The sequence below is a fragment of the Rugamonas fusca genome (assembly GCF_014042365.1).
GTDB classification, from domain to species: Bacteria; Pseudomonadota; Gammaproteobacteria; order Burkholderiales; family Burkholderiaceae_D; genus Rugamonas; species Rugamonas fusca.
The window spans coordinates 46228-69178 of record NZ_JACEZS010000010.1 but is presented as its reverse complement, the minus strand read 5'-3'; the positions used below and the strand labels follow the sequence as shown (position 1 = coordinate 69178).

Genomic DNA, 22951 nt, shown 5'->3' with positions numbered 1-22951 from the left:
CGCACCTCCGTCCTCCCGGGCCGCCCAACGTTGGCGGCTGAGGATGAAGTTAGCAGCGCACGCGCTTCAATGCATGAGATGTGTCAACCGTGCGCCAAAGCGCGCTGACGGCAGGAAAGAGAGCGAGAATGGAAATGGAAATCAGCCCTTGCGGGGCTTGCGTTCCTGTCCCACTTCGGCAATGGCGTCCTGGAATTCTTCCAGGTCTTCGAAGTTCTTGTAGACGGAGGCGAAACGAATGTAGGCGACCTTGTCGAGCCGCTTGAGCTCCTGCATCACCAGTTCGCCGATGTAGCCGGTATCGACTTCGCGCTGTCCGCTGGTGAGCAGCTTTTCCTCGATCGACTGCACCGCCGTATCCACGGCCGCCGCAGCGACGGGGCGCTTGCGCAAGGCCAGCATCAGGCTGTCGCGCAGCTTGGCGGCCGAGTATTCCGTGCGGCTGCCGTTCTTCTTGACCACGAACGGCATCACCAGTTCGATGCGCTCATACGTGGTAAACCGTTTATCACATTTGGCGCAACGCCGGCGCCGGCGTATGGCGTCGCCCTCCTCCGATACGCGGGTATCGAGGACCTGAGTCTCTTCATGCTGACAGAATGGACATTTCATGTGGGCGACGGTTTCGCTTGCGATTGTTGTGACAGGACGCCAGCCCAAGCCAGCGTCCTGTTGATACTACACCGATCAGGCAGCGTACACCGGGAACGCGTCGGCCAGCACCTTCACTTCGGCCTTCACGCGCTCGATGGTGGCGGCGTCATGCGGGTTGTCCAGCACGTCGGCGATCAGGTGCGCGACCTTTTCCGCTTCCGCTTCCTTGAAGCCGCGGGTGGTCATGGCCGGGCTGCCCAGACGGATACCGGACGTCACGAATGGCTTTTGCGGATCGTTCGGGATGCCGTTCTTGTTGGTGGTAATGTGAGCCGAACCGAGGATGGCTTCCGCTTCCTTGCCGGTCAGGTTCTTGGCGCGCAGGTCCACCAGCATCACGTGCGACTCGGTGCCGCCGGAAACGATGCGCAGGCCGCGGGCGATCAGGGTCTTGGCCATCACGTCGGCGTTCTTCACCACTTGCTGCTGGTAGGTCTTGAACTCGGGCGAGAGCGCTTCCTTGAAGGCGACGGCCTTGCCGGCGATCACGTGCATCAGCGGGCCGCCCTGGATGCCAGGGAAGATGGCCGAGTTGATGATCTTCTCGTGTTCAGCCTTCATCAGGATGATGCCGCCGCGTGGGCCGCGCAGCGATTTGTGCGTGGTCGAGGTGACGAAGTCGGCGTGCGGCACGGGGTTCGGGTACAGGCCGGCGGCGATCAGGCCGGCGTAGTGGGCCATGTCGACCATGAAGTACGCGCCCACGGCCTTGGCCACGGCGGCGAAACGTTCGAAGTCGATCTTTTTCGAGAACGCCGAGGCGCCGGCGATGATCAGCTTGGGCTTGTGTTCCTTGGCCAGCGCTTCCATGGCGTCGTAGTCGATGTCTTCAGCGGCGGTCAGGCCGTAGGACACGACGTTGAACCATTTGCCCGACATGTTCAGTGGCATGCCGTGGGTCAGGTGGCCGCCTTCGGCCAGCGACATGCCCATGATGGTGTCGCCCGGTTTGAGCACGGCGAAGAACACGCCCTGGTTGGCTTGCGAACCGGAGTTAGGCTGCACGTTGGCCGCTTCGGCGCCGAACAGTTGCTTGACGCGGTCGATGGCCAGTTGCTCGACCACGTCCACGTATTCGCAGCCGCCGTAGTAGCGCTTGCCTGGGTAGCCTTCGGCGTACTTGTTGGTCAGCTGCGAGCCTTGTGCTTGCATCACGGCTGGCGAGGTGTAGTTTTCAGAAGCGATCAGCTCGATGTGGTCGTGCTGGCGGCGGTTTTCGTTCTGGATGGCGCCGAACAGCTCAGGGTCTACGTTGGCGAGGGTGTGATCTTTTGCGAACATGTAAAAACTCCAATCGGTATGAGTAACTTGTTTCTGGCAGGTTGGATCGAATGAGGGAAGCCGATAGCGGAAAGGCAGCCTCTTCGTGCAATTACCATCGGTGGGCTGCCCAGGCGAACGGCTATTGAAATCTCACGTTCCCCGGTGGATGCCCACCTTTCGCCAACGGACCAACCCGCCTGCCGGGTGCACCGGCCTGGGGATCATCGCAGCTTTTCGCCAGTTACGTGAGACGTAATGGAAGGCAAATTGTAAGTTAAAGGCAGGAATTGGGCAAGATAAATGTTATCTAAATTGCAATCAAGCTGTCATTTTCCGGTGCTAAGCTGGCAGGACGGGCATTTCGGCTACAATTTTGGCCACTCCCCTTCCACCCACAAGGACAGAACATGATCGTATTCATCACGGGCGCAACGGCCGGCTTTGGCGCCGCCATGGCCCGCACCTTCGCTGGCCACGGCCACCGCGTCATCATCAGCGGCCGCCGGGTCGAACGTTTGCAGGCGCTGGCCGGCGAACTGGGCGCGGCCGCCCTGCCCGTCGAACTGGATGTGACGGACCAGGCGTCCATCGATGCGGCGCTGGCCGCCCTGCCAGCCGACTGGCAGCCGATCGACGTGCTGATCAACAACGCCGGCCTGGCGCTGGGCACCACGCCGGCCCACGAATCGTCGCTGGCCGACTGGAACACCATGATCGCCACCAACTGCGCCGGCCTGGTGGCCATGACGCGCGCCATCCTGCCGTCCATGGTGGCGCGCGGCACCGGCACCGTGATCAACATCGGCTCCACGGCCGGTTCCTACCCTTATCCGGGCGGCAACGTGTACGGCGCCACCAAGGCCTTCGTGGAACAGTTCACGCTCAACCTGCGCGCCGACCTGGTCGGCACCGGCGTGCGCGCCACCAACCTGGCGCCCGGCCTGTGCGGTGGCACCGAGTTCTCCAACGTGCGCATGAAAGGCGACGACGCGGCCGCCGCCAAGGTCTACGAAGGCACGGTGCCGCTGACGGCGGACGACATCGCCAACACGGCTTACTGGATCGCCACCCTGCCGCCGCATGTGAATATCAACAACATCGAAATCATGCCGACCTGCCAGGGCTTCGGGCCGTTCGCCATCAAGCGCAATGTCTGAAACGCGGTATTTACTTAGCTAATTTAAGTAAACTACCTACAAAAGTTGCCAAATGCGGCCATAAACGTAAGCGGTTGTTACAAAGCTTGGCATTTTGCCCGCCGTCAGCTTAACTGCTGACGGCGCAACCTTGCGCGGCGGGATAGCAGAAACGACAAAATGGACAGCGATTCCACGAAAATCGGCTGTCCGCTTCAATCCCGACAACAAAGTCGCGTAAAATGTTGCTCAATCTCACTAGTAGCAAATCCAACATGTCTGCAGAGTTCACCTGGAATGTCCGCGTCTACTACGAAGACACGGACGCCGGCGGTATTGTCTATTACGCAAATTACCTGAAGTTCTATGAGCGCGCCCGTACGGAATGGCTGCGCGCCATCGACGTGAACCAGCACGCGCTGCTGCAGGAACATGACGCCATGTTCGTCGTCAAGAACGTCAGCGCCGAGTATCACGCGCCGGCCAAGCTCGACGATGTACTAAAATTAACGCTCAAGATCGCGAAAATGGGCCGCGCCTCGATCCTGTTTGAACAACAAGTGTGGTGCGGCGAGCAGTTACTCAACACGGCCCACGTCAAGGTGGGCTGTGTCGATTCCGCGCTGCGTCCGCGCGCCGTGCCGCCCGAAGTCGCCGCCCGCATGCGCGGCGTCATGCCATCCTGAAGCCGCCCTTTTCACCCAGACCGTAAGCCCATGAACGTCACCCAAGACCTGTCCTTCCTGTCCCTCATCACCAACGCCCACCTGATCGTGCAGCTGATCATGGCGCTGCTGTTCGGCATTTCGCTGACCAGCTGGACCTATATCTTCCGCAAGATGTACGCCGTGCGTGCCGCGCGCCGCCAGACCATCGAATTCGAAAAGACCTTCTGGGCCGGCGGCAACCTGCACGCGCTGCACCAGAACGCCGGCAAGGACCGCGCCAACAGCGGCGCGCTGGCCCGCATCTTCGAGGCCGGCATGGGCGAGTTCATCAAGGGCAAGGCGTCCTACGGCAGCCGCGACGCGCTCGACGTGGGCGCCGTGCTCGATGGCGCCCGCCGCGCCATGCGCGCCGCCTTCCAGCGCGAAATGGACGCGCTCGAATCGCACCTGGCCTTCCTCGCCTCGGTCGGCTCCGTGTCGCCCTACATCGGCCTGCTCGGTACCGTGTGGGGCATCATGAACGCCTTCCGCGGCCTGGCCAACGTGCAGCAAGCCACGCTGGCGGCCGTGGCGCCCGGCATTGCCGAAGCGCTGATCGCCACCGCCATCGGCCTGTTCGCGGCGATTCCGGCCGTGGTCGCGTACAACCGTTTTTCGCATGACATCGACCGCCTGGCGATCCGCTTCGAGAGCTTCGTGGAAGAATTCTCGAACATCCTGCAACGCCAGTCGCGCTAATTAAGGCAGCACCATCATGGCTTCCTCTTTCAACAGCAGCATGCGCGGCGGCCGCGGCCGCAAGCTCAAGTCCGAGATCAACGTCGTGCCCTACATCGACGTGATGCTGGTGCTGCTCATCATCTTCATGGTGATGCCGTCGTCCAACAACCCAAGCGTGGTCAACCTGCCCAACGCGGAAAAGACCACCCGTCCGCCCGATGACTACATCCAGGTCGTCATCAAGCCCAATGGCGCGCTGTCGATCGGCGTGCAGGGCAAGGACCCGGACGCGCCCGAAACGGCACCCAACCGCGAGGCGCTGGTGCGCAAGCTGCGCACGTTGCATGACGACCATCCCGACTATCCGGTGCTGATCGCCGGCGACAAGGACAGCAAATACGACGACGTGATCCAGCTGATTTCGGAAGCGAAGAAGATGGGCATCAACCGCGTGGGCCTGGCAACCAAGTAATGCAGACGATGAAGCACGCAACAAGCAGCGGCCCGTACAAGGTCCCCAAGGAGCATGACGGCCTGCGCTCGGTCACCATGGCCGTGGCCATGCACGCGCTGCTGATCCTGTTCCTGTGGGTGGGGGTGCACTGGCAAAGCAACGAGCCGGTGGCCGTGGAGGCGGAAGTGTGGGACATGAAGGTGCAGGAGGCCGCGCCGCCGGCGCCACCCGCGTCCGAAGCGGAACCGGAACCGGCGCCGGAAGTGAAGCCGCCGCCGGCGCCCATGGCGCCGCCCGACGAAGTCAAGCCCGAACCCAAGGCGCCGGACATCGCGCTCGAACGCCTGAAGGCCAGGCTCAAGGCCGAGAAGGAAAAGCAGGAAGAACTCAAGAAGGAACAGCTGAAGAAGGAACAGCTGCGCAAGGAAGAGGAAAAGCAGGCCAAGCTCAAGGCTGAAAAGGAGAAGGCCGAGAAGGAAAAAGCCGAGAAGAAGCTGGAAGAGCAAAAGGCCAAGGAAGAAAAGGAAAAGAAAGAGAAGAAGGAACAAGCCGAGAAGAAGCTGAAGGCGGACAAGGAAGCCAAGGCCAAGGCGGATAAGGCGGCCGAGAAGGCGCGCGCGGCCGAGATGAGCCGCATCACCGGCGCCGTCGGCGCGGGCACCAGCGGCACGGCGGCCAAGTCCACCGGCCCCCGTTCCGACGGCGGCTACGAGGCGGCCATCCGTGGCAAGATCAAGAGCAACCTGGTCTACAGCGGCACGGACGACACCCTGAAGGCGTCGTTCCATATTGCGCAGCTGCCCACCGGCGAAATCATCTCGGTGCGCAAGACCAAGGGCAGCGGCAACGCGGCCTACGACACGGCGGTGGAAAACGCGATCTGGAAATCGTCGCCGCTGCCGAAGAAAAAAGATGGTACGGTGGTGCGTGATTTCGACACCGATTTCAATATGAAGGATTTACATTGATGGCTACCATGAAAAAAATTACCCATTGCGTCATCTACGCCGGCCTGGCCATCGCCGCCGGCGCCGCGCACGCCCAGATGCGGATTGAAATTTCCGGCGTCGGCAGCAACCAGATCCCGGTGGCCGTGGCCACCTTCGCCGACGAGAACGTGGCGCCCCAGCAGATGTCGGCCATCATCAAGGCCGACCTGGAACGCAGCGGCGCGTTCAAGGTGATCGACGCCGGCACCATCAACGATGTCAACAACGTCGACTACAGCGCCTGGAAGGCGCGCGGCGCCGACGCGCTGGTGGTGGGCACGGTGCAGCAACTGGCCGACGGCCGCTACGACGTGCGCTACAAGCTGCTCGACACCATCAAGTCGAACAAGCTGTCGCAGCTGGACCAGGCCACCCCGCCCCAGTTCGCGCGCCTGGCGGCGCACAAGATCGCCGACGACATCTTCCTCAAGCTGACCGGCGTGCGCGGCGCGTTCTCGACCCGCATCGCCTACGTGACCCAGGAAGGCCGCAACTACCGGCTGGAAGTGGCCGACGCCGACGGCGAAGGCGTGCAGCTGGCGCTGCGCTCGAACGAACCGATCATTTCGCCAGCCTGGTCGCCGGACGGCACCAAGGTGGCCTATGTCTCGTTTGAACAACGCAAGCCCGTGGTCTACGTGCAAAACCTGATCACGCGCGCGCGCACCGTGGTGGCCAATGAAAAAGGCAGCAACTCGGCGCCGGCCTGGTCGCCCGACGGCAGCAAGCTGGCCGTGGCCCTGTCCAAGGATGGCCACACCCAGGTCTACACCGTCAACGCGGACGGCAGCGGCCTGCGCCGCATCTCCAACAGCGCCGGCATCGACACGGAACCGAAATGGTCGGCCGATGGCCAGAGCATCTACTTCACGAGCGACCGCAGCGGCGGCCCGCAGATCTACCGCATGAGCCCGACGGGCGGCGACGCCCAGCGCGTCACCTTCGGCGGCAGCTACAACATCAGCCCGCGCATCTCGCCCGATGGCAAGACGCTGGCCTACATCTCGCGCCGCGACGGCAATTTCCAGCTGTACGTGCTGGACCTGGCCTCGGGCCAGGAGCAGCGCCTGTCCGACACCACCAGCGACGAAGCGCCGAGCTTCGCGCCCAATGGCAAGTACATCATGTACGCCACCGAATCGGGCCGACGCAAGTCGCTGGCCGTGGTGTCGGTCGACGGCCGTGTCAAGCAACGCCTGACCACCCAGGCGGGCAACATCAAGGAGCCCACCTGGGGTCCTTTCATGCAGTAAAATCCTTCATTTACAACCAGGAGAGTCAACATGCGTAAACTCAGCAGCTTAGCCTTCGCCCTCACCACCGCAGCGATTCTGTCCGCTTGCAGCACCCCGGTCAAACTGTCCGAGCCTGCACCCGTGGTCGAGAGCAAGCCCGCACCGGCACCGGCCGCCGACACCCGTACCGTCGCGCCAGTGGAAACCAAGTCGATCGATCCGCTGGACGATCCCAAGGGCGTGCTGGCTAACCGCAGCGTCTACTTCGACTTCGACAGCTACGTCGTGCGCGCCGACGGCAAGCCAGTGGTGGAAAACCACGCGGCCTACCTGACCAAGAACAAGCAGCGCAACATCCTGATCCAAGGCAACACCGACGAACGCGGCGGCGCCGAGTACAACCTGGCCCTGGGCCAGAAGCGCGCCGAAGCCGTGCGCAAGGCCATGGGCGCCCTGGGCGTGCCTGAGTCGCAAATCGAAGCCGTCTCGCTGGGCAAGGAAAAGCCTAAAGCCGAAGGCCACGACGAAGCCGCATGGGCGCAAAACCGCCGTGCCGACATCGTCTACAAGTAATCAAAATGATGCCTGACCTGAACGGGTCGCAGGCATAATACGGGGCGGCGCGCAGATCACTGTGCCCGCCCCGTTTCCATTTGTCCGACCGAATTGAAAGCGCCTACATGATGAAACCTACCAAATCCAGCCTGGCGGCCGCGCTGCTGGCCGCGTTCGCCTTCCTGCCCCTGCACGCCGGCGCTGGCGTGTTCGACGACGACGAAGCGCGCAAAGCCATCCTGGACCTGCGCACCAAGGTCGACGCGCTGGCGCAGACCCTGAACGCACGTATCGACACCAAATCCGACAAATCGAGCACGCTGGACCTGGTCAGCCAGAACGAGCTGACGGCGCAGGAAATCGCCAAGCTGCGCGGCCAGATCGAAGTGCTGGCCAACGAACTGGCCAACGCCCAGAAGCGCCAGAAGGATTTCTACGTGGACCTCGACGCGCGCCTGCGCAAGCTGGAACCGCACGAAGTGACCATCGACGGCAAGGCGGCACAGGTGGACCCGAACGAGCAGAAGACGTATGAAGCGGCCATGCAGCTGTTCAAGTCCGGCGACTACAAGATGGCCGGCGCGGCCCTTGCCGAATTCGTGCACCGCTACCCGGAATCGGGCTACGCGGCCAACGCCCAATACTGGCTGGGCAACGCCTACTACGCCCAGCGCGATTGCAAGAACGCCATCGCCGCGCAAATGGTGGTGCTCAAGTCCTACGCGGACAGCCCCAAGGCGGCCGACGCCATGCTCAACATCGCCAGCTGCCAGACCGAGCTCAAGGACAAGGCGGCCAAGAAGACGCTGCAGGAACTGATCAAGCAATACCCCGACTCGAGCGCGGCGGCCACGGCCAAGGAACGCCTGAAGGGCAAGTAAGCGTGGGCTGCTTGTGCCGGGGACGGGCCGCCCTGCACCGTCATGGCGGCGCATCAACATAAAAGTCCGCGAGGCATTTGACAGGCGCGCCGCCGTTCCCTATAATCTTGCTTCTTTCGGGGGTCGTTAGCTCAGCTGGTAGAGCAGCGGACTTTTAATCCGTTGGTCGCAGGTTCGAATCCCGCACGGCCTACCACTCGAAAGAAGCCAAGGTTTCATACCTTTGGGTCGTTAGCTCAGCTGGTAGAGCAGCGGACTTTTAATCCGTTGGTCGCAGGTTCGAATCCCGCACGGCCTACCAAGAATTATCAAGGAAGCCCACGAATTTCGGTTCGTGGGCTTTTTTGTTTCTGGTCGCTCTCTGGTCAGCACGAAGCCTCTGCCCCCCCTATCGTTTTCGTCGCTCCTCCTTCAAAGCTAACTGGAACTTCCCCCATAAAGGCCGGAGCTGCCTCCTGATACTCTGCGAGTTCATTATCTTGGCCGCCCGATATCCATAGCTAATGAAGTTCCGCCTCCCGAAGTAGGTATAACGCCGCATGAGATTTCCCGTGAAGAGCGGGCGGGGGTCCTCTCCTCGCGCAACTCGCGCCCGATTGCGCTTTCTCATGGTTGCTTTCGCTAAGTGCACACCCCTCGTGAGCCGGTCTGAGTATCTTGCGAGAGAGGCTGACCGAAGATAAATCCGCTCACCGTCAAAGAGAAAACCCAAATACTGGAGAGGCTTGTCCGTCACCAAGCGACCTTCCCGTGTCACAAAATCACGGCGCTCTGTCTTGGTATCCTGAAGCTCCAGCTGACACTTGGAAATAGCATCCTTAATAACTGCCTCGCAGGTAGATTTCGCGGCCAGTGGCAATACAAACAACATATCGTCACAATACCTAAAATACTTTCCTCCCAATCCCGCAACATATTCATTGATGAAACAATCAAACTCTAGCATATAGATATTTGATAGCAGTGCGCTGATTGACGAGCCTTGCGGGATTCCTTTTCCGGTACTATTTGCCCGAATCATTCCTGAGGGACGGACTTTATCCCGAAAGTCCTCAGGGCTGCACAGGCGATTACGGCCTTTTCTCGGGTTATTCTTCGATATACCAAGCAGTTCCAACACCGAGTCGAGATTCACCATCGAGAATCGAGTGATGGCTTTATATACCGCGTAGTGATCAGGAGATAGCTGCCCCACACCCAGAACTGACATCCAGGCCGACTTTAATATTTTGTGATCCAACGTATCGAAGAAACCGCGAATATCCAGGCCAAGGACAAAGCAATTGCTACGTCGCGAGATCTCTGCAAACCCTTCCGCAGCAAAGTGGATATTACTTTTCCCTAGCGAGCGAAAGGCTAAAACGCAATCCCCTAGGCCGCGCCCAGTCAATTCCTGCTCATATCGAGCAGACAGCAATTGGCAATAATAAGAGTAGATGTGACTGTCGATATGCGATGCATAAGCGACCTTCCGCTCCTTGCGCTTTCGCACTAACCGCTTCAGATCGTCATCCCACTTTACTTTGGTACTGAGGATATCGAAGTCAAGGAAGGGAAAAAAACTACGCTGAGCGACGCGAACAGGATCACTAACGATAGTTAGCGCCGCCGCTTGGCCTACGGGACGATCAAAGTGAAGATACCCTCTTCTACGGAACCAAGGCTCTCTAGTCGTCTGCATCTGCGAAACGCCTTAAGCTAGCAAACCGGAAGGGCTAAGATGGCGGCATTCTACTAACCGCCCTTCCGGATAAACCAAGTAATCTTCTTACCATCTCGCCCCAAGAGGGGCCGCGCCGCATATGTTAGGAATGACGTACAATGTTCACATGCTACTGGAGGTATCCTTGCGGAATCCTGTCATCGCTCTGCTATCAATCGTCCTGGCGATCACGCTGCCGGTCGGACTTGACAACTTGTAACACACCTCCACGTCTTTACGTGGAGCAGTATTACTATACCATCATCTTTCGACCTCAAGTGCAATAATTCCTGCGAACATGCTTCGCCTCAGCCTCGGATCACCGGCCCAAACAACCTCATCACTTGCGGCCGCTCTGTCGCGAATACATGCTCAGCTAGCAGTTTGAACAACGTACCCCGCACTTCGGATTCGGACGTATTGGGCAACTGATCGGTAAGCAACGTACAAATGCTGTCGACAACCGCTTTGCATAGATCTCGCTCATTCGCCACGCCAGGTGCCGGCGCTTGCGCCAAATCTACGGCCCGTAGGGAAAGCGTATTCAACATGAAGTGTTGGCGCAATTTGGTCAGCGTAGCGGCACGATGATCCACTAAAAATCGAACTAACCCGACCTCCGGGGTAAAGGGCAGAAACGAAATGGACGCACGCTCGTTGCGATAAATCCGGACGATATCCTCGACCTGCGCGTTGTCCAATAACGGCTCCGCATCGGCATCTAGCATCACATACGCTCTTGTGACAGAAGGCAACAGCGGCTTCTGTCGCACAAAAAACCGAATAACATTCACGAAACCACCGACAGGAATCGCATTTACGCTAGGCACAGTGGCAGCATCCCTGAACTGGTCACCGATAAATCTGCGTGAAAGTTGCTCAACCACAATCCGCGCCGCTTCATCTTCTACGTAAATAACCACATCAGATGCCGCCTCTTCGCGATAGGCAAGAGCCCCTAAAACGAACGAAGGGAAGCAATTTTCGGCACAAGATACCTTTCCATCTTCACCCGCTTGCAGAAACAATATCTGCCTCCTCGCCGCCTGTTTAATCAAGGTAGCAGAGTGCGTTGAGACAATTACGGTCAAATTCTTTTCGCCCGCGATTTGCTCCAAATATTTCAACAACTCCGTCTGAGCAGTAGGATGCAATGCCAACTCAAGTTCATCGATCAGTACCAATGAACCACGCGGACAGTCCGCGAGCATCTTCAGCAACTTCAGAATGCAAAGCTCACCTAAGCTCAAATTCTTTTCGGAGAAATAGCTCTTTTTCTGCTTACCTACACTGGGTAACTCAATTAGGAATGCAGAATTTCCTACACCCTTACGTACATTAATAGTCTTTAAGGCATCAAATTTATCAGTACAAAATATTTGATTGGCCGCAGTAATAATATCGTTCCGTGCAGCTCGAACCTTTCTCGGCGAAAAATCATCCTTATTAGGCTCAATACGATCGGCATTTGCCGCGATATAAACCACCGATGGATAATTAAGAGTCTCAAGAACATTACTGTTCGCTTTAGGTAACGGCACCCACCTTTCTGTCCTGTAGGTGTACGTCACCAACCCGCCCGGAGTTTCGTATTGTATAGATGCCCCCTCGCAAGAATCTACTTGGTCGGACATTCGCGACGCAGGGAAATGCGATGGGAAAGCGTTCTTAAAACCGATACGCCTCAGACAGCCCAAGAGAGAGGTTTTTCCTGTTCCGTTGCTGCCCGTGAGGAGCCAAACACCTTGCCTTGGAATGGTGAACTCTAAGCGGGAAATATGGCGCAAATTATTTATTGTGATTTTGGATGGCATATTAGCAAGGCATCTGGCCTGACGGATATTTCAGGCAAGTGTACATGCAAAAAGGATAACGGTAAAAATATTTCCGCCCTCCACCGCCTCCATAACGGATACCTTGCCGCGCTGTGCAAAGTGTGCAGTCCGCTTTCGTAGGCAACGCCGGAACCACGCCCGACACGACCAGAAATAGACCAGACAAGGCAAGTTCCAATTCCGACGTCTCGTTCAGCAGGCAATGTGCGACGCAGGTCCACGCGCATTCGCGCAGTGCGCCTTTAGCTGCGCCAAGATCCACGGATTCGAACTTCTCGGCACGCAAGCTGCCGCCCATCACACCAACCTAACCAGAAAGGAAACTCAATGTATGAGTAAACAGTTCCGCTTCAATAAGAAGTTGATCGACGCCCTGCCCGCACATCCTGAAGACGCAAAGTCCAAAGAAAGCGAATACTCCGACACAGAGGTTGCCGGTCTGCGCGTCATCGTCAACCGCAAGGGTAGAAAATATTTCCTCCTCCGCTACACTATCAACGGCTCAAAACGCAGCATGAAGCTGGGAGATTATCCCCAGATGGAAGTCGCAGATGCCAGACACCGGGCGCTGGAGTATCGCGGGAAAATTGCCAACGGCATTGACCCGCAGCACGAGCAAGCCGCCGCCCAGCAATCGGCGCTGACACTTAGGGCATTCGTCAAGGACGACTACTTGCCGCACGCCTACGCGACGAAAAGAAGCGCCAAGGACGACGAGGGCCGTATGCGCAACATCCTGCCTGAGCTGGGCGACCTACCGCTGGCCGACATCACCAGCCACGCCATCCAGCAGCTTCATGATCGCTTGCGTGTGCAGAAGTGTGCGGCTACGGCAAACCGCCATCTGGCACTGCTCAAACGCTGCTTTAACCTGGCTATCATTTGGGGCAAGCTCGACGGTCGCAATCCTGTACGCGGCATCCGCATGCACCAAGAAAATAACCAACGGCACCGTTACCTGTCTGGTGAAGAACTTCGGGCTTTTCTCTCTGCACTTAAGGACGAGCCAAACAAAGCGCTGGCTGATGCGCTGCGCTTCCTCTTAATGACCGGCGCACGGCGTTCCGAAGTGCTCAACGCACGCTGGGACGCCATAGATATCGACAAGCGGCAATGGTATCTACCTCATACGAAAAGCGGCAAAAGCCGATTCGTGCTGCTTAACGACGCAGCCCTGGCCGTACTAAGGGACCGTCCACGATCGGAGTCAACAGTTTATGTGTTCCAAGGCCGAACCCCTGGCACACCTATCTGTAATCCGTATAAAGGGTTCCAACGCGCTCAAAAGCGGGCCGGGCTGAGCGGTTGGAGAATCCATGACTTACGCCATTCATTTGCCAGCTTAGCAATTAACAACGGGGCATCATTATATGAAGTACAGCATTTGCTTGGCCATAGTGACAGTAAGACAACATTGCGTTACTCACATTTATCTTCTGATAACTTAAGAAGGGCTAGCTCCCACGTTTCTACCATTATCGCAGCAGCCCAGTCAGGGACATCTGCTGTACCGTGAAGTATTCGTCCCTTCACATTAAAATCGCCTAAGGCTTACTTGAGCGATTTTTTTTGCTACCCTCGCCGTTGTTGTGCAGGGTGTGCAAAAAATGAAATCATATTCAGGCCAGTTTCTGCCTATCCTAGTGCTATGATTTTAGGCTCCTAGAACATCTAGAAACATCTATGCCAAATAACTCAGATTTCTTTGGGACTCCAGAAGAAAACCTCAATGCTGCGCGTCAACACACAGCAACCGGCCGCAAAGGGGGAAACCTGGCCGTACCATCCCGCAAAGAAGTTATGACCCTGCCGCCCGCAGAGCTGAAGGCCAAGCTCATCGCGTGGATGGAGCATAGCGTAATCGAGATAGTCCCAAGTCGTGGTCAAATCGCCCTAGTAAAAGATGTTCTCGCTGAGCGCCCCGACGCCAGCAAACTGGCCGACATTATCGCTATGTGCTCACACTACATGAACGATGCGTAGCCGCAGCGGTTCAGTCTAGCCATCCGCAGCAAAGCGATAGGTTCACCATACCCGTCAAAATCGCCCAGGTTGCTTGAGCGTCTTTTCTTTGCTGCCCTCGCCGCTACTGTGCAAGGTGTGCAGGAAAATATGAAAAATTCGATTTGGTCAGATTGACCAATTAATGAGGGAAAGATGATGCGAATTACGCAGTTAGAGGGCCACTTTGCCGAGACTTCGAGTATGTCCGAATACGGGTAAGTAATCTATCTAACCTTGCCCTCGTCTTTTCCCGGCTAAAACACCTAATACGCACTTTGGCAGTCTACACTTTCCCCACCAATTGGCTGCACCGTAAATGGCGATGCAGACCTATTAACATACTGATGCAGTGAAATCGGTACCTATTTCCAGAGTAATTTCCATCGAAATTCTCCAACGTTAGCGGCAGAGGAATAGCATGCGTTGCGCAGCTGCATTCGGCCACTCTGCGCCGCGCACGTCAAGTGCAACGGCTAAGAACCCGCAGCTTTGGGCTGCGGCATGTATGTATGGTCAATTAAATTTGACCTGAAACTTCGCCATCAGAATCGTTCTCGCGATCTTCCAGTTCCATCAAGATCGGCTCGACCCGATCCAGCTTAATGACATAAGCATAAAGCGAGTTGTTGCAGAACCGAGACTTGTTCCGCTTGTCTTGTTCGCGGATCAGTGCATTCAAACCCACAAGTTCGGCAATGATGCCCTTTGCCTCATCCCCAAACTCATTGTCGAAAACATGATCAGGAATGATGATAAGGTTGCCGTCGATGAATGCTTTCGCAGACGATCGACGTACTGGCGCGTGCTCCTTCACATCCGCATAATTTGCGGACAAGAATTCAGCAATTCGGCGCAAACTTCCGCCGCGACCATGCCACCATTCCATGACGATCAGCTTCACAGCATTCTCGACAACTTCGGGTTCACAGTCCAGCACACCCGCCAGAATAGCGAGGTTTCCAGCCACAACAGCAGCGGCTAGGAACTTCACAATTCGTCGCTCGCCATCGCCACAATTAGGTGGCATCAAGCGCTCTTCGATTTCCGGAGCCATCGAGATCACATCTCGTACCAACTCTGGGTTGTCACATGCAAATTGAAGAATGGCCTCTCCAGGCGCACCGTAGTAGTCGCCGCAGGCCTTCTTCAAATGCCGGGTTAGTTCTGGGAAGCCATTGAAGTCACCAAAGTTGCTGATGACTCCAATGCGATCGATTGGGATATCAATCGCCCGATCTTGTTGCCCACCGAGTAGAGCCTTACCTCCAGCCTTTACGGCATCGGCGACGCCCTTCTCCGAGGTCGCAATAATCGTGAGCAACCACCGATTAACCGCAGCAGCCTCCATCTGAGATGTCATCCGGTGCTTCCCTTCCCCCGATGCGATCTTGTAGAGAAGTTCGCCAACCGTTTCGGCGGTCTGCTCAGTCATCTCGTCCAACGCAATCGGCAGCGGGCTATAGCGTGCAAGAAGAGGCTCTATGCCGTTCATCGTGGTCGAGAACTTCGTCACATACGGAGCATCTTCGCTGTAGAGTCCGGCAGCTGGATCAGTTCCGTTCCCCCAAATCGACGCACCAATCTGAGAGCATAAAGTTTTCCCCGTCCCCTTCGAACCATGGATGTTAACTAGGCGTGTGCCTAGTCCCATCATTCGAAGAAAAGGACTAGCGATAAAAATACACGATGACGTCAGAATCACAGGGTTGTTCTGCGCGTGAACGCCGATATTTTCCTTCCAATCCTCCACCGATCCTTTTACAGCAACAGGCGCACGGCTAATTGGTTCAAGGCGATAACGAGACTCATCAACGCCCTGAGCTCGAATAACTTTCCGACCAGTGTAGAAGCCCTGCCCGTTGGCGAACCACCCTGGACTCTCGATAAGAATCCGAGGTACCTTTTCCGTGTAATCGCTATACGACGCCGTCATGCTAAGGTAGTGCGGCAACTTGCTCTCATGATGAACAATGATGCCACGCTGACCAAGTGCCTTCTTCAAGTACTTGGCATTCATATCCTCGGGCTTAACAAGCAGCGTAGAGCGTTCTCGGCCAATAGGCTGAACCTCCAACAGATAAGACATATTCCCCGTAACAGGACATGACACCGGCTCAGCAATCCAGACCCAGCCAGTCATCAACTCGATCTCACCTTTTTTCGTGTCATACGTGACGTGCCTGTCCCTCAAATAATAACCATTAAAATGAGTAGCAGGCGGCTTTGGGATACTCATGCCATCCCCTCCCGCAGATCGACGCGATGAGATGCAATCCACGCATCAACGTCAGCTTTTACATAGCGCACTGTTCGACAAAAGCGAATGAACGGAGGAAAATCACCAACACCTGTACTGCGTGCCTTCTCCAGGGTTCCCGCTTTTACATTGAGTATCGCTGCCACCTGCTCCGTGGTGAGCATGGCGGCGGTATTAATTCTTTCCATATTAGATCCAAAAAAAAAACTCTTCGAATCCGATTTCCCTGCATCAGTTGTTAAAGAACGCGATGAGCCAGCAGGAAATCTACTTGCTCGCGGTGAGCGTCGTGTCACCAATGAACTGCATGATACTGAGAAATTCTGTCGCGCCGCAAGCCCCCACTTCTCCTCGAAGACGAGCCGCATTCACCCGCGCCAAAGCATGAACGCCATCTCAGATCAGCAGGTTCAACGACTTCCTAAGAACAAAATGGAACACAAGGTTTTGTTCGCGGAAATCGTTGACGAAAGTACCGTCACCATTACGCGCCCCGATGTCTCCTTGCTCAAAGTCCACAAAGTACTCGGCATCGACGTGAAGTACGAGAGGGTGTGCTTGACCAAAATATTTTTTTGCTGCGGCATAAATGCAACAGCCATCACAAGAGAGCATAAAAAAAGAGGAAGGTGCAATCTCCCTTCCCCCTCCTACATCCTTCGCTGTGCAAACTGTGCAAGCGGCGTTAACTTGTTAGCAGCCCGCCGACGATATCGCTAGCTTCTACCAAGGCGCGATCCTGCAGGTGCGTGTAATACTTCATGGTGACGTTTATCGAAGAGTGACGCATCAGCTTCATCAACTTCGCTGGCTCAACGCCACGTCGCGCCAATATCGAACAGAACGAGCGTCGCAAATCATGTATCACCAACGGCACTTGACCATCGCTGCCATCAACACCAGCACTCGCACAAATACGAGCGAATGCCTTTGCCGGTCGAGTCATCGGCTGTCCAGGAATTTTTCCAGGAAAAAGAAAACCTGATGTCCGGTCATCAATAATCTTCCCGAGTAATCCACGCGCAGCCATACTGAGATGCACGATCTGCTCCTCTCCGGCTTTCGTTTGCGGTAAGCGCCAGACGCCGGAGTCAACATCTACATCGCTCACTTTCGCCCCCAGCGCCTCACCTAGACGAACGCCCGTCGAGAGCAGCAACATAAACAAGGTGCTGGCCTGACTACCATCAGCCTCGCATGCAGCGACGAATGCCTTCAATTCGTCGTCATCAATTACCCTCTTGCGTGGAGCGCCTTCGGTAAGCTGCGGGACATTTTTGGTCGGATTGTGCGAAATGATTCCCTCATCTCGTGCGACGCGGAATACAGCGCACATCAAGGCTCGATACCTGTTAACGGTGGCCGGCGCAAGCTGCTCCTTTTTCTCCAGCATAGTCAAGAATTCGGAAATATGCGTAGACGTAATAGAAGACACCGGCATGTTGCCAAAACGGCGTCGCAGCCAGCGCTCAAACTTCTGCACATCGTCTTTCCAGCTACGCTTGCGCTGCGCCAGCGGGGTATAAACCGTCGTGAACAATTCGGTGAAGGTCATGGCCCTTCGCATTTCGCTGCGAGGATCAATGCCGCTTGCTGCTAGCAAGCGCGCGCTGGCACAGGCCGCCCGGGCCTGCTCTACTGTGAATTGCGGGCTGTAGTCCCCCAGCGAAACGGACGGGCGTGAGCGCCCCAGAGAAACCCGAGCGCGAAAATTAATTCGACCATTACGGTAAATCGTCGCGATCAAACCGACAGCTTTGCTGTCATAGCAATCCAATTGTTCCTTCGCGCTGAGTCGGACAAATTCATCAACCTTCGCGCTCAACGTGGCCTTCGTGAAGCAGAACTGAGTTTCTATTTTTTGGGGGTGTGGCAATTTCATGGGCTGATAGTCCTCTACTAGAACTACCAAGACCGATGATACAGACTGCCCTTCCACCACGCATCCAGCCCAGTCAAGCTCAATCATGGAGCGGCGATTTTTTTTTTCGAGCTTCGATGCGCTACGCACCGACAACAGGCAGCAGCGCCAATTGACGTGCAACATGGCGACGCTCCGAGAAAGTCCTTAAATCGAATTGCCTCCCTTTCCCACCTCAAAAAGGACGATCAAGCACCCCTCTCCCGCCTTGAACACCTAGATCCAAAATGAGCAACATATATAGAGGGAGATTACACCGCTCTATCCCTCACGCCGCTTTGGTGTGCAGAGTGTGCAAAGCGCCAGCACGGCACGTCAGCGAAAGAGCACATATCACGGACATATATCATTTTCTTGGTTAGCGCCACGAGAGCTGCAAGCAAGCACAAGGCTTGCGGCTTTATCCATTCTGAATACTCGCCAAGGAAAATCCACGATGCTGAAAGTTACCGCCACGCCCACCTGGCAATGGCAAAGCACCAAACCTAAAACCATTTCCACCAACCGCAACGTTGCCGTTAGCACGTCCCTGCCCGACATCAAACGCGCCGTGTTGCCGCGCAGTCTCGACATATCGTTCGCCTTTAGCTACCGCCGCTAAGGTCACACATCGGGCGAAGGTAAACGAAGCTGCCCCCGCCTCTTCCCCCATCAAAATCGACAGCCCTATGACATGCCGTCATGGGGCTTCTTTTTTCCCCATCCAGCAGCACAAGTAGCAGGAGAAATCATGACCGCATCCAACACGACCAACATTCCAGTAGCCAGCACTTCCAATGCCGCAGAACCAACCTGGCTGCTCAAGACCAGCATCGCTCCGAAGCTGGGCAAGCATGCAGAAGGTGGCATCAGCTACGAAATCCTGACCGACAGTAAGCGCGCAGAACCAATGATCCGAATCACCGGAAACGACGGTGGCGGCTATTACAGCAAGGAGATCCTGCCATATGGCGGCTTCCCCGATCACGGGATCGAAGTAGTATCGGCCATCGCTGAATGCTGCTCGGTCAATGTCGTATTGCGGCCCTTCGATCGCGAACTGCATTGCTTCGGCATGAGAGCGCATTAGAATCAGTTGGATCAGCTTGCTGGCCTTCGGTGATTTCGCGAGGTAGTAGCGCGGCGAACAGCCGGACTTGGATACCTCCCTAAATACATATCCGAATTCATCACGAAGCCGATTCATGACTTCCATGTCCAAGGCGATCAGATCAATGTCGCCGAAGGCTGGATGAATGGCTGGGTTGATGATGTGTTTAAGTAGGCCACCGAAAATGTATGTGCGCGGTGAATTCTTCAGCCAACGCACCAGCCTGTCGGTTTCGCAAGCTGGTTGGTCTGAATTGCGAAGGATCATGGGGATGCCCCTCTGGGCTGATGCATTAGCGGGATTATTTTTTTCGGCGCGGGCTTTCGCCGGGATTGCTGGTGTCGTTGCTTGCCGTTGCCGCGTCTTCTTTGCTGGCCTCCGCCACGGATGGCGCAGCGGCTTCGATTTTTTGACCGGCTAGTGCGAGTACCGACGATTTCCATTCGGCCCAATTGCCCGCGATAATGTGACGGCCTTCGCCGTCGGGGGCGGCGCTGAGCAGTCCTTCGGCGCGAAGGATGGCGGTGAGAAAGCCAGCGTTATTGCTGGACTTGCCCGTAAAGGCAGGCTGGAAGGTTTTCGATGGCAGCGCCTGTTCGGGCCCGTGCTTGTCGATACAGGCTTCGACGTTCTTGAACGGCATGGCATCAGTACCAAGTCCGCTCGCTTGGTCATAGCTCCCCGCAATCTAAGCCACTTCGCAAAGCATCGTCCACAGATCGAACTAAGGCATCGCCTGAAGTTGCTGCATAAGGGCTTCACGATTACCGAATAAATACCAACCGCACCAATAACCACAAGGAGAAATTAAATATGACAGCTACCATCTACGTGACCAATGAGGCATGGGAAACCGGCCAAGCAATCAAAGACCTGGACTACTACGACCGCTGCACCTTGTCAGACGATCCGGCATCGGATTGGACGCGCAAGGCAGGCTATTACCTGAAAAATGCAAACGCCATGAGCATGGCTCCCCTGCCATCCACGGCAAACATCGCGCTCAAAATTCTGCGATCCGACGCCGCTGCTCATGCCCGCCACATCAGCGTGCCTGCGCATCTGCGTGGCTGCATTTTTGCGAAGGCGCCGAATATTCCAGCGCGATACGCAGAAATCGTCAAGTACTGGACCGGCGAGACCGTCAACTCGAATGCGGGCAATGCAGCCTATTACCAGAACCAAGCAAACGAATACAACGTTGACCTGTCCGCCCTGGCAGCAGATATCGACCTCTTTAGCCAATGGCAAAGTACCGACAAAATTGATGCGCTTGTTTCCGAAGGTATCGTAGTAGTCATCGACGGGCTGGACCTGTTGATAGGAGCGGCAGAAGATGGGGATTTTGTGGAGATTGAAGTGCCGCTTGACGATGAACTGCTGGGCATCGACAACGGCCAATTTATGACCGAAAAACCCTACGATCTGCATCGCGGCGAGCGCACTGAGCGGATCTTTCTGCGCGTGTCGGACATTCGTAATTCACCGGACCCGGCACACATCTACCTCGACGTGCTGCGATATGAGGAGATGGACTACGGCTTCTATTACTGAACAGCAGGCCGGTAAGCGACGCCCGTTACCTCACTTCTTCTTCCCTGCGCGCCAATGCTGTGCATACTGCACAGCGAAGCCGTAGACAAACTCTTTCTCGCGCAAAGGCAGGTCCTTGACGGCCTCGCCAAGTAATTCGGCGAATGCCTCAGACTTACTGGTATCTCCTACCAGCGAAGGCAACGAAACCTTCAGATGCCGCGCCACATCATCCAGGCGGTCCAAAGATGGCAGCTGTGCGCCGGTCTCGATTCGGGACACCGTCACGTTCTCAATTCCTAACGCTTCGGCCAGCTGGCCTTGCGTGATGCCGAGTTGCCCCCGTGCAGCCTTGATGTTTCGGCCGATTCGTTTTCCTAACGCAGATCCCTTGTCTGTCTTGGTCTGTCTGGGCATGTGCTAACTGTGCAGATGGGCAAAAGCACATCGTGCTACGTCAGCAAGAGTAATAAAATGATGTAATATGGCAATTATATTGATATAAAACGATAGTTTTTACCAAACAGATACCGTCAAAGCCGCATCAGGCCTCGACTACACTTCACTACAAAGGAATCAGAAATAATGAGCACATTGGCGCTTACTGGTATCGAAGTCCCAATCAGCAATGCCCGAGCCAACTACAACAAGCTGCGCTTGAAATACCAGCGGCTGGCCGGACAGGCCGCAGCTGACTTCTCCAACAACTTTGCTACGCTGTTCAAAAGCATCGACGACATTCATAACAAGTGCGCAGACGTGGTGCTGCCCATCATGCATGAGGCGGCAGAGGTGGCCGTCGCAGATCTCGTCGCCCAAGGGTTCTACGACATCGACTTCGACGCCTTCGCTGAATACTTCGCCCCTTACTACAAATGGGAAGAAGACTTCGCCGTCATTGACGACAAGTATATGGCGATCGTCCTGAAGGCCGAAGAACTGGACGCATACAGAACTCAACGCCGGGAATCGCGGGGCCGCTGGGTAGGCGGTGGCTTCGGTGTTAGTGGTGCAGTCAAAGGCGCGATGCAGGCAGGTGCCATGAATCTCGCGACAGGTGCTGTACACGGCCTGTTCAACCTTACGGCAAAAGGCATCAGCGCCGTGGGCGACGCCTTGAAGAAAAGCGAACTATACAACGATCCGGCCACCAAGCAGGCATTGGTCAACGCCCTATACCGCGCCATCTTCAGTATGCATTTCGCATACATAGATGCTGTCAACGACAGGAAGCCGGAGAGCTATACTGGCTTCGTCACCACCGACGACGAAACCAAGGCATCGCGCCTGCTCCAGAACGTGGAGGCAGGCCGAGTGCCGAAAGAGGCCATCAAGCAGGTCATGCTCGACGCTTTCCAACTCGATCCATATAACGAAGATTTCTTCCAGCTTTGGCTGGGCGAATTCGGGGATCAAAACGGCGAGCTGGAAAAGCTGGAAAGCTACTTCGGCGTATCGGTCGTATCCTCCACTAAGCGGGACCTCATCCAGGCCCACAAGGCCAGTCTTGACTTCTCGACGCCGGAAGCATGTGACGCCAGCCTGGCTGCGCTCAGCAAATATTCAGCGGCGATTGGCTATCAGGAATTTGCCAAAGAAAGTCAGGCTATCATCGCATTGAGGTCGGAGCGTGACCGAGAACGCCGCACGGTCGATGGGGTCACCTATTCGTCAGACGCTGCGGCAGCAGAGGCGAAAGATGAATTGGCCCGTACCGTAAAAGGCGTGACCTATTCGACGCCGGAAGCGGCAGAGACCGCCAGAACGCAAAAGAAGGTCGGTATCTGGTTCTTCCTGGCACTTCTCGTCTTCCCTCAGATCACGCCGTTCTTCACGCTGCGTAAGGGCTATAGCACGACGATCAGGGTCATCTCGTTCGCATGGGGTGCGTTGTTTACGTCCCTTTTCTTCACTATGGGTCACAGGTAAAGTATCGCGCACACCATCGACGCGACGGTGTGCAGAGTGCAAAAAGACAAGGCCTGGAGCCTCGGAAGTAAACATTCCTGAATAACCACGGCCTTGACTTTGCTATCTCATTGTCCGGGGCTGCC

General features: G+C 56.2%; 24 protein-coding genes, 2 tRNA genes and 1 riboswitch. Of the genes, 16 read left to right on the top strand and 10 right to left on the bottom strand.

The features are described 5' to 3' along the window. Positions 1-141 precede the first annotated feature (141 nt). Entirely contained in the window at positions 142-612 is a 471-nt protein-coding gene (nrdR, locus tag H3H36_RS13055; RefSeq protein ID WP_182218207.1) for a transcriptional regulator NrdR, read from the bottom strand. A gap of 75 nt (positions 613-687) precedes the next feature. After that, positions 688-1935: a serine hydroxymethyltransferase gene (gene glyA / locus H3H36_RS13050; RefSeq protein ID WP_182218205.1), complete on the bottom strand. Its 1248-nt coding sequence runs from the start codon at positions 1933-1935 to the stop codon at positions 688-690. Between the two features lie 100 nt (positions 1936-2035). Then, positions 2036-2172: riboswitch (ZMP/ZTP riboswitch) on the bottom strand. Between the two features lie 152 nt (positions 2173-2324). On the opposite strand from glyA, the gene H3H36_RS13045 reads away from it, so the two are divergent. From H3H36_RS13045 to H3H36_RS13000, 10 genes are all read left to right on the top strand, one after another. Further along, positions 2325-3074 (top strand): SDR family NAD(P)-dependent oxidoreductase, encoded by a 750-nt coding sequence (locus H3H36_RS13045; RefSeq protein ID WP_182218203.1) that lies wholly within the window; start codon positions 2325-2327, stop codon positions 3072-3074. A gap of 254 nt (positions 3075-3328) precedes the next feature. Next, positions 3329-3739: a tol-pal system-associated acyl-CoA thioesterase gene (gene ybgC, locus H3H36_RS13040; RefSeq protein WP_182218201.1), complete on the top strand. Its 411-nt coding sequence runs from the start codon at positions 3329-3331 to the stop codon at positions 3737-3739. Positions 3740-3769: 30 nt separating this feature from the next. Further along, entirely contained in the window at positions 3770-4459 is a 690-nt protein-coding gene (gene tolQ / locus H3H36_RS13035; protein WP_182160202.1) for a protein TolQ, read from the top strand. Positions 4460-4475: 16 nt separating this feature from the next. After that, on the top strand, positions 4476-4913 hold the full coding sequence (locus H3H36_RS13030; RefSeq protein ID WP_229219894.1) for an ExbD/TolR family protein: 438 nt from the start codon (positions 4476-4478) through the stop codon (positions 4911-4913). Between the two features lie 8 nt (positions 4914-4921). After that, positions 4922-5863, top strand: a complete 942-nt coding sequence (gene tolA / locus H3H36_RS13025; RefSeq protein WP_182218199.1) for a cell envelope integrity protein TolA — start codon at positions 4922-4924, stop codon at positions 5861-5863. Beyond that, a complete protein-coding gene (gene tolB, locus H3H36_RS13020; protein ID WP_182218197.1) occupies positions 5863-7137 on the top strand; it encodes a Tol-Pal system beta propeller repeat protein TolB in 1275 nt (424 codons plus the stop codon). Before tolA ends, tolB begins: the two co-directional genes overlap by 1 nt. A 30-nt stretch (positions 7138-7167) precedes the next feature. Further along, complete coding sequence (gene pal / locus H3H36_RS13015; protein WP_182218195.1) at positions 7168-7692, top strand: peptidoglycan-associated lipoprotein Pal; 525 nt, start codon at positions 7168-7170, stop codon at positions 7690-7692. Positions 7693-7799: 107 nt separating this feature from the next. Continuing rightward, complete coding sequence (ybgF, locus tag H3H36_RS13010; RefSeq protein ID WP_182218192.1) at positions 7800-8555, top strand: tol-pal system protein YbgF; 756 nt, start codon at positions 7800-7802, stop codon at positions 8553-8555. Between the two features lie 120 nt (positions 8556-8675). After that, positions 8676-8751: transfer RNA gene (locus H3H36_RS13005), tRNA-Lys, on the top strand. 29 nt (positions 8752-8780) lie between these two features. Beyond that, a tRNA-Lys gene (locus H3H36_RS13000) sits at positions 8781-8856 on the top strand. 87 nt (positions 8857-8943) lie between these two features. Here the strand turns inward: H3H36_RS13000 and drt2 are convergent. Then, the gene (drt2, locus tag H3H36_RS12995) at positions 8944-10236 is read right to left on the bottom strand and encodes an antiviral reverse transcriptase Drt2 (RefSeq protein WP_182218190.1); all 1293 of its coding nucleotides are present in this window, start codon (positions 10234-10236) and stop codon (positions 8944-8946) included. A 329-nt stretch (positions 10237-10565) separates the two neighbouring features. Continuing rightward, complete coding sequence (locus H3H36_RS12990; RefSeq protein WP_311196631.1) at positions 10566-11798, bottom strand: AAA family ATPase; 1233 nt, start codon at positions 11796-11798, stop codon at positions 10566-10568. 625 nt (positions 11799-12423) lie between these two features. Here H3H36_RS12990 and H3H36_RS12985 point away from each other — a divergent pair. Together H3H36_RS12985 and H3H36_RS12980 are read left to right on the top strand one after the other, a co-directional pair. Beyond that, entirely contained in the window at positions 12424-13608 is a 1185-nt protein-coding gene (locus H3H36_RS12985) for a tyrosine-type recombinase/integrase (RefSeq protein WP_182218185.1), read from the top strand. A gap of 167 nt (positions 13609-13775) precedes the next feature. Beyond that, positions 13776-14075, top strand: a complete 300-nt coding sequence (locus H3H36_RS12980; RefSeq protein WP_182218183.1) for a hypothetical protein — start codon at positions 13776-13778, stop codon at positions 14073-14075. A gap of 538 nt (positions 14076-14613) precedes the next feature. On the opposite strand, the gene H3H36_RS12975 is transcribed toward H3H36_RS12980, so the two are convergent. Beyond that, positions 14614-16332, bottom strand: coding sequence for a DUF927 domain-containing protein (locus H3H36_RS12975; protein ID WP_182218181.1), 1719 nt, complete (start codon positions 16330-16332; stop codon positions 14614-14616). Next, positions 16329-16499: a helix-turn-helix transcriptional regulator gene (locus H3H36_RS27725; RefSeq protein ID WP_375539595.1), complete on the bottom strand. Its 171-nt coding sequence runs from the start codon at positions 16497-16499 to the stop codon at positions 16329-16331. Before H3H36_RS27725 ends, H3H36_RS12975 begins: the two co-directional genes overlap by 4 nt. Between H3H36_RS27725 and H3H36_RS12965 the strand changes: the two genes are divergently transcribed. Beyond that, on the top strand, positions 16420-17073 hold the full coding sequence (locus tag H3H36_RS12965; RefSeq protein WP_229219892.1) for a hypothetical protein: 654 nt from the start codon (positions 16420-16422) through the stop codon (positions 17071-17073). The two genes, H3H36_RS27725 and H3H36_RS12965, sit on opposite strands and share 80 nt — an antisense overlap. Here H3H36_RS12965 and H3H36_RS12960 read toward each other — a convergent pair. Next, complete coding sequence (locus H3H36_RS12960; protein WP_182218178.1) at positions 17039-18400, bottom strand: site-specific integrase; 1362 nt, start codon at positions 18398-18400, stop codon at positions 17039-17041. The genes H3H36_RS12965 and H3H36_RS12960 overlap by 35 nt on opposite strands. 310 nt (positions 18401-18710) lie before the next feature. Here H3H36_RS12960 and H3H36_RS12955 point away from each other — a divergent pair, with 310 nt between their 5' ends. Then, positions 18711-18875, top strand: coding sequence for a hypothetical protein (locus H3H36_RS12955; RefSeq protein ID WP_182218177.1), 165 nt, complete (start codon positions 18711-18713; stop codon positions 18873-18875). 78 nt (positions 18876-18953) lie between these two features. On the opposite strand, the gene H3H36_RS12950 is transcribed toward H3H36_RS12955, so the two are convergent. Together H3H36_RS12950 and H3H36_RS12945 are read right to left on the bottom strand one after the other, a co-directional pair. Beyond that, positions 18954-19631: a hypothetical protein gene (locus H3H36_RS12950; RefSeq protein ID WP_182218176.1), complete on the bottom strand. Its 678-nt coding sequence runs from the start codon at positions 19629-19631 to the stop codon at positions 18954-18956. Positions 19632-19665: 34 nt separating this feature from the next. Continuing rightward, on the bottom strand, positions 19666-20007 hold the full coding sequence (locus H3H36_RS12945) for a hypothetical protein (protein ID WP_182218175.1): 342 nt from the start codon (positions 20005-20007) through the stop codon (positions 19666-19668). A 170-nt stretch (positions 20008-20177) separates the two neighbouring features. On the opposite strand from H3H36_RS12945, the gene H3H36_RS12940 reads away from it, so the two are divergent. Further along, positions 20178-20918, top strand: a complete 741-nt coding sequence (locus H3H36_RS12940; RefSeq protein WP_182218174.1) for a hypothetical protein — start codon at positions 20178-20180, stop codon at positions 20916-20918. A 30-nt stretch (positions 20919-20948) separates the two neighbouring features. Here the strand turns inward: H3H36_RS12940 and H3H36_RS12935 are convergent, their stop codons facing one another. Next, positions 20949-21314, bottom strand: a complete 366-nt coding sequence (locus tag H3H36_RS12935; RefSeq protein ID WP_182218172.1) for a helix-turn-helix domain-containing protein — start codon at positions 21312-21314, stop codon at positions 20949-20951. A gap of 168 nt (positions 21315-21482) precedes the next feature. On the opposite strand from H3H36_RS12935, the gene H3H36_RS12930 reads away from it, so the two are divergent. After that, positions 21483-22826, top strand: coding sequence for a hypothetical protein (locus H3H36_RS12930; protein WP_182218170.1), 1344 nt, complete (start codon positions 21483-21485; stop codon positions 22824-22826). Positions 22827-22951 lie beyond the last annotated feature (125 nt).

Bases quoted from the DNA above. Each gene is read 5' to 3' on its own strand.
- H3H36_RS12945 (WP_182218175.1), bottom strand. From the start codon at position 20,007: ATGCCGTTCAAGAACGTCGAAGCCTGTATCGACAAGCACGGGCCCGAA.
- H3H36_RS13045 (WP_182218203.1), top strand. From the start codon at position 2,325: ATGATCGTATTCATCACGGGCGCAACGGCCGGCTTTGGCGCCGCCATG.
- ybgF (WP_182218192.1), top strand. From the start codon at position 7,800: ATGATGAAACCTACCAAATCCAGCCTGGCGGCCGCGCTGCTGGCCGCG.
- H3H36_RS12950 (WP_182218176.1), bottom strand. From the start codon at position 19,631: ATGATCCTTCGCAATTCAGACCAACCAGCTTGCGAAACCGACAGGCTG.
- glyA (WP_182218205.1), bottom strand. From the start codon at position 1,935: ATGTTCGCAAAAGATCACACCCTCGCCAACGTAGACCCTGAGCTGTTC.
- H3H36_RS12940 (WP_182218174.1), top strand. From the start codon at position 20,178: ATGACAGCTACCATCTACGTGACCAATGAGGCATGGGAAACCGGCCAA.
- H3H36_RS12955 (WP_182218177.1), top strand. From the start codon at position 18,711: ATGCTGAAAGTTACCGCCACGCCCACCTGGCAATGGCAAAGCACCAAA.
- nrdR (WP_182218207.1), bottom strand. From the start codon at position 612: ATGAAATGTCCATTCTGTCAGCATGAAGAGACTCAGGTCCTCGATACC.
- ybgC (WP_182218201.1), top strand. From the start codon at position 3,329: ATGTCTGCAGAGTTCACCTGGAATGTCCGCGTCTACTACGAAGACACG.
- pal (WP_182218195.1), top strand. From the start codon at position 7,168: ATGCGTAAACTCAGCAGCTTAGCCTTCGCCCTCACCACCGCAGCGATT.
- tolB (WP_182218197.1), top strand. From the start codon at position 5,863: ATGGCTACCATGAAAAAAATTACCCATTGCGTCATCTACGCCGGCCTG.
- H3H36_RS12980 (WP_182218183.1), top strand. From the start codon at position 13,776: ATGCCAAATAACTCAGATTTCTTTGGGACTCCAGAAGAAAACCTCAAT.
- tolA (WP_182218199.1), top strand. From the start codon at position 4,922: ATGAAGCACGCAACAAGCAGCGGCCCGTACAAGGTCCCCAAGGAGCAT.
- H3H36_RS12975 (WP_182218181.1), bottom strand. From the start codon at position 16,332: ATGAGTATCCCAAAGCCGCCTGCTACTCATTTTAATGGTTATTATTTG.
- tolQ (WP_182160202.1), top strand. From the start codon at position 3,770: ATGAACGTCACCCAAGACCTGTCCTTCCTGTCCCTCATCACCAACGCC.
- H3H36_RS12930 (WP_182218170.1), top strand. From the start codon at position 21,483: ATGAGCACATTGGCGCTTACTGGTATCGAAGTCCCAATCAGCAATGCC.
- H3H36_RS12935 (WP_182218172.1), bottom strand. From the start codon at position 21,314: ATGCCCAGACAGACCAAGACAGACAAGGGATCTGCGTTAGGAAAACGA.
- drt2 (WP_182218190.1), bottom strand. From the start codon at position 10,236: ATGCAGACGACTAGAGAGCCTTGGTTCCGTAGAAGAGGGTATCTTCAC.
- H3H36_RS13030 (WP_229219894.1), top strand. From the start codon at position 4,476: ATGGCTTCCTCTTTCAACAGCAGCATGCGCGGCGGCCGCGGCCGCAAG.
- H3H36_RS12960 (WP_182218178.1), bottom strand. From the start codon at position 18,400: ATGTTGCACGTCAATTGGCGCTGCTGCCTGTTGTCGGTGCGTAGCGCA.
- H3H36_RS12985 (WP_182218185.1), top strand. From the start codon at position 12,424: ATGAGTAAACAGTTCCGCTTCAATAAGAAGTTGATCGACGCCCTGCCC.
- H3H36_RS12965 (WP_229219892.1), top strand. From the start codon at position 16,420: ATGAACGGAGGAAAATCACCAACACCTGTACTGCGTGCCTTCTCCAGG.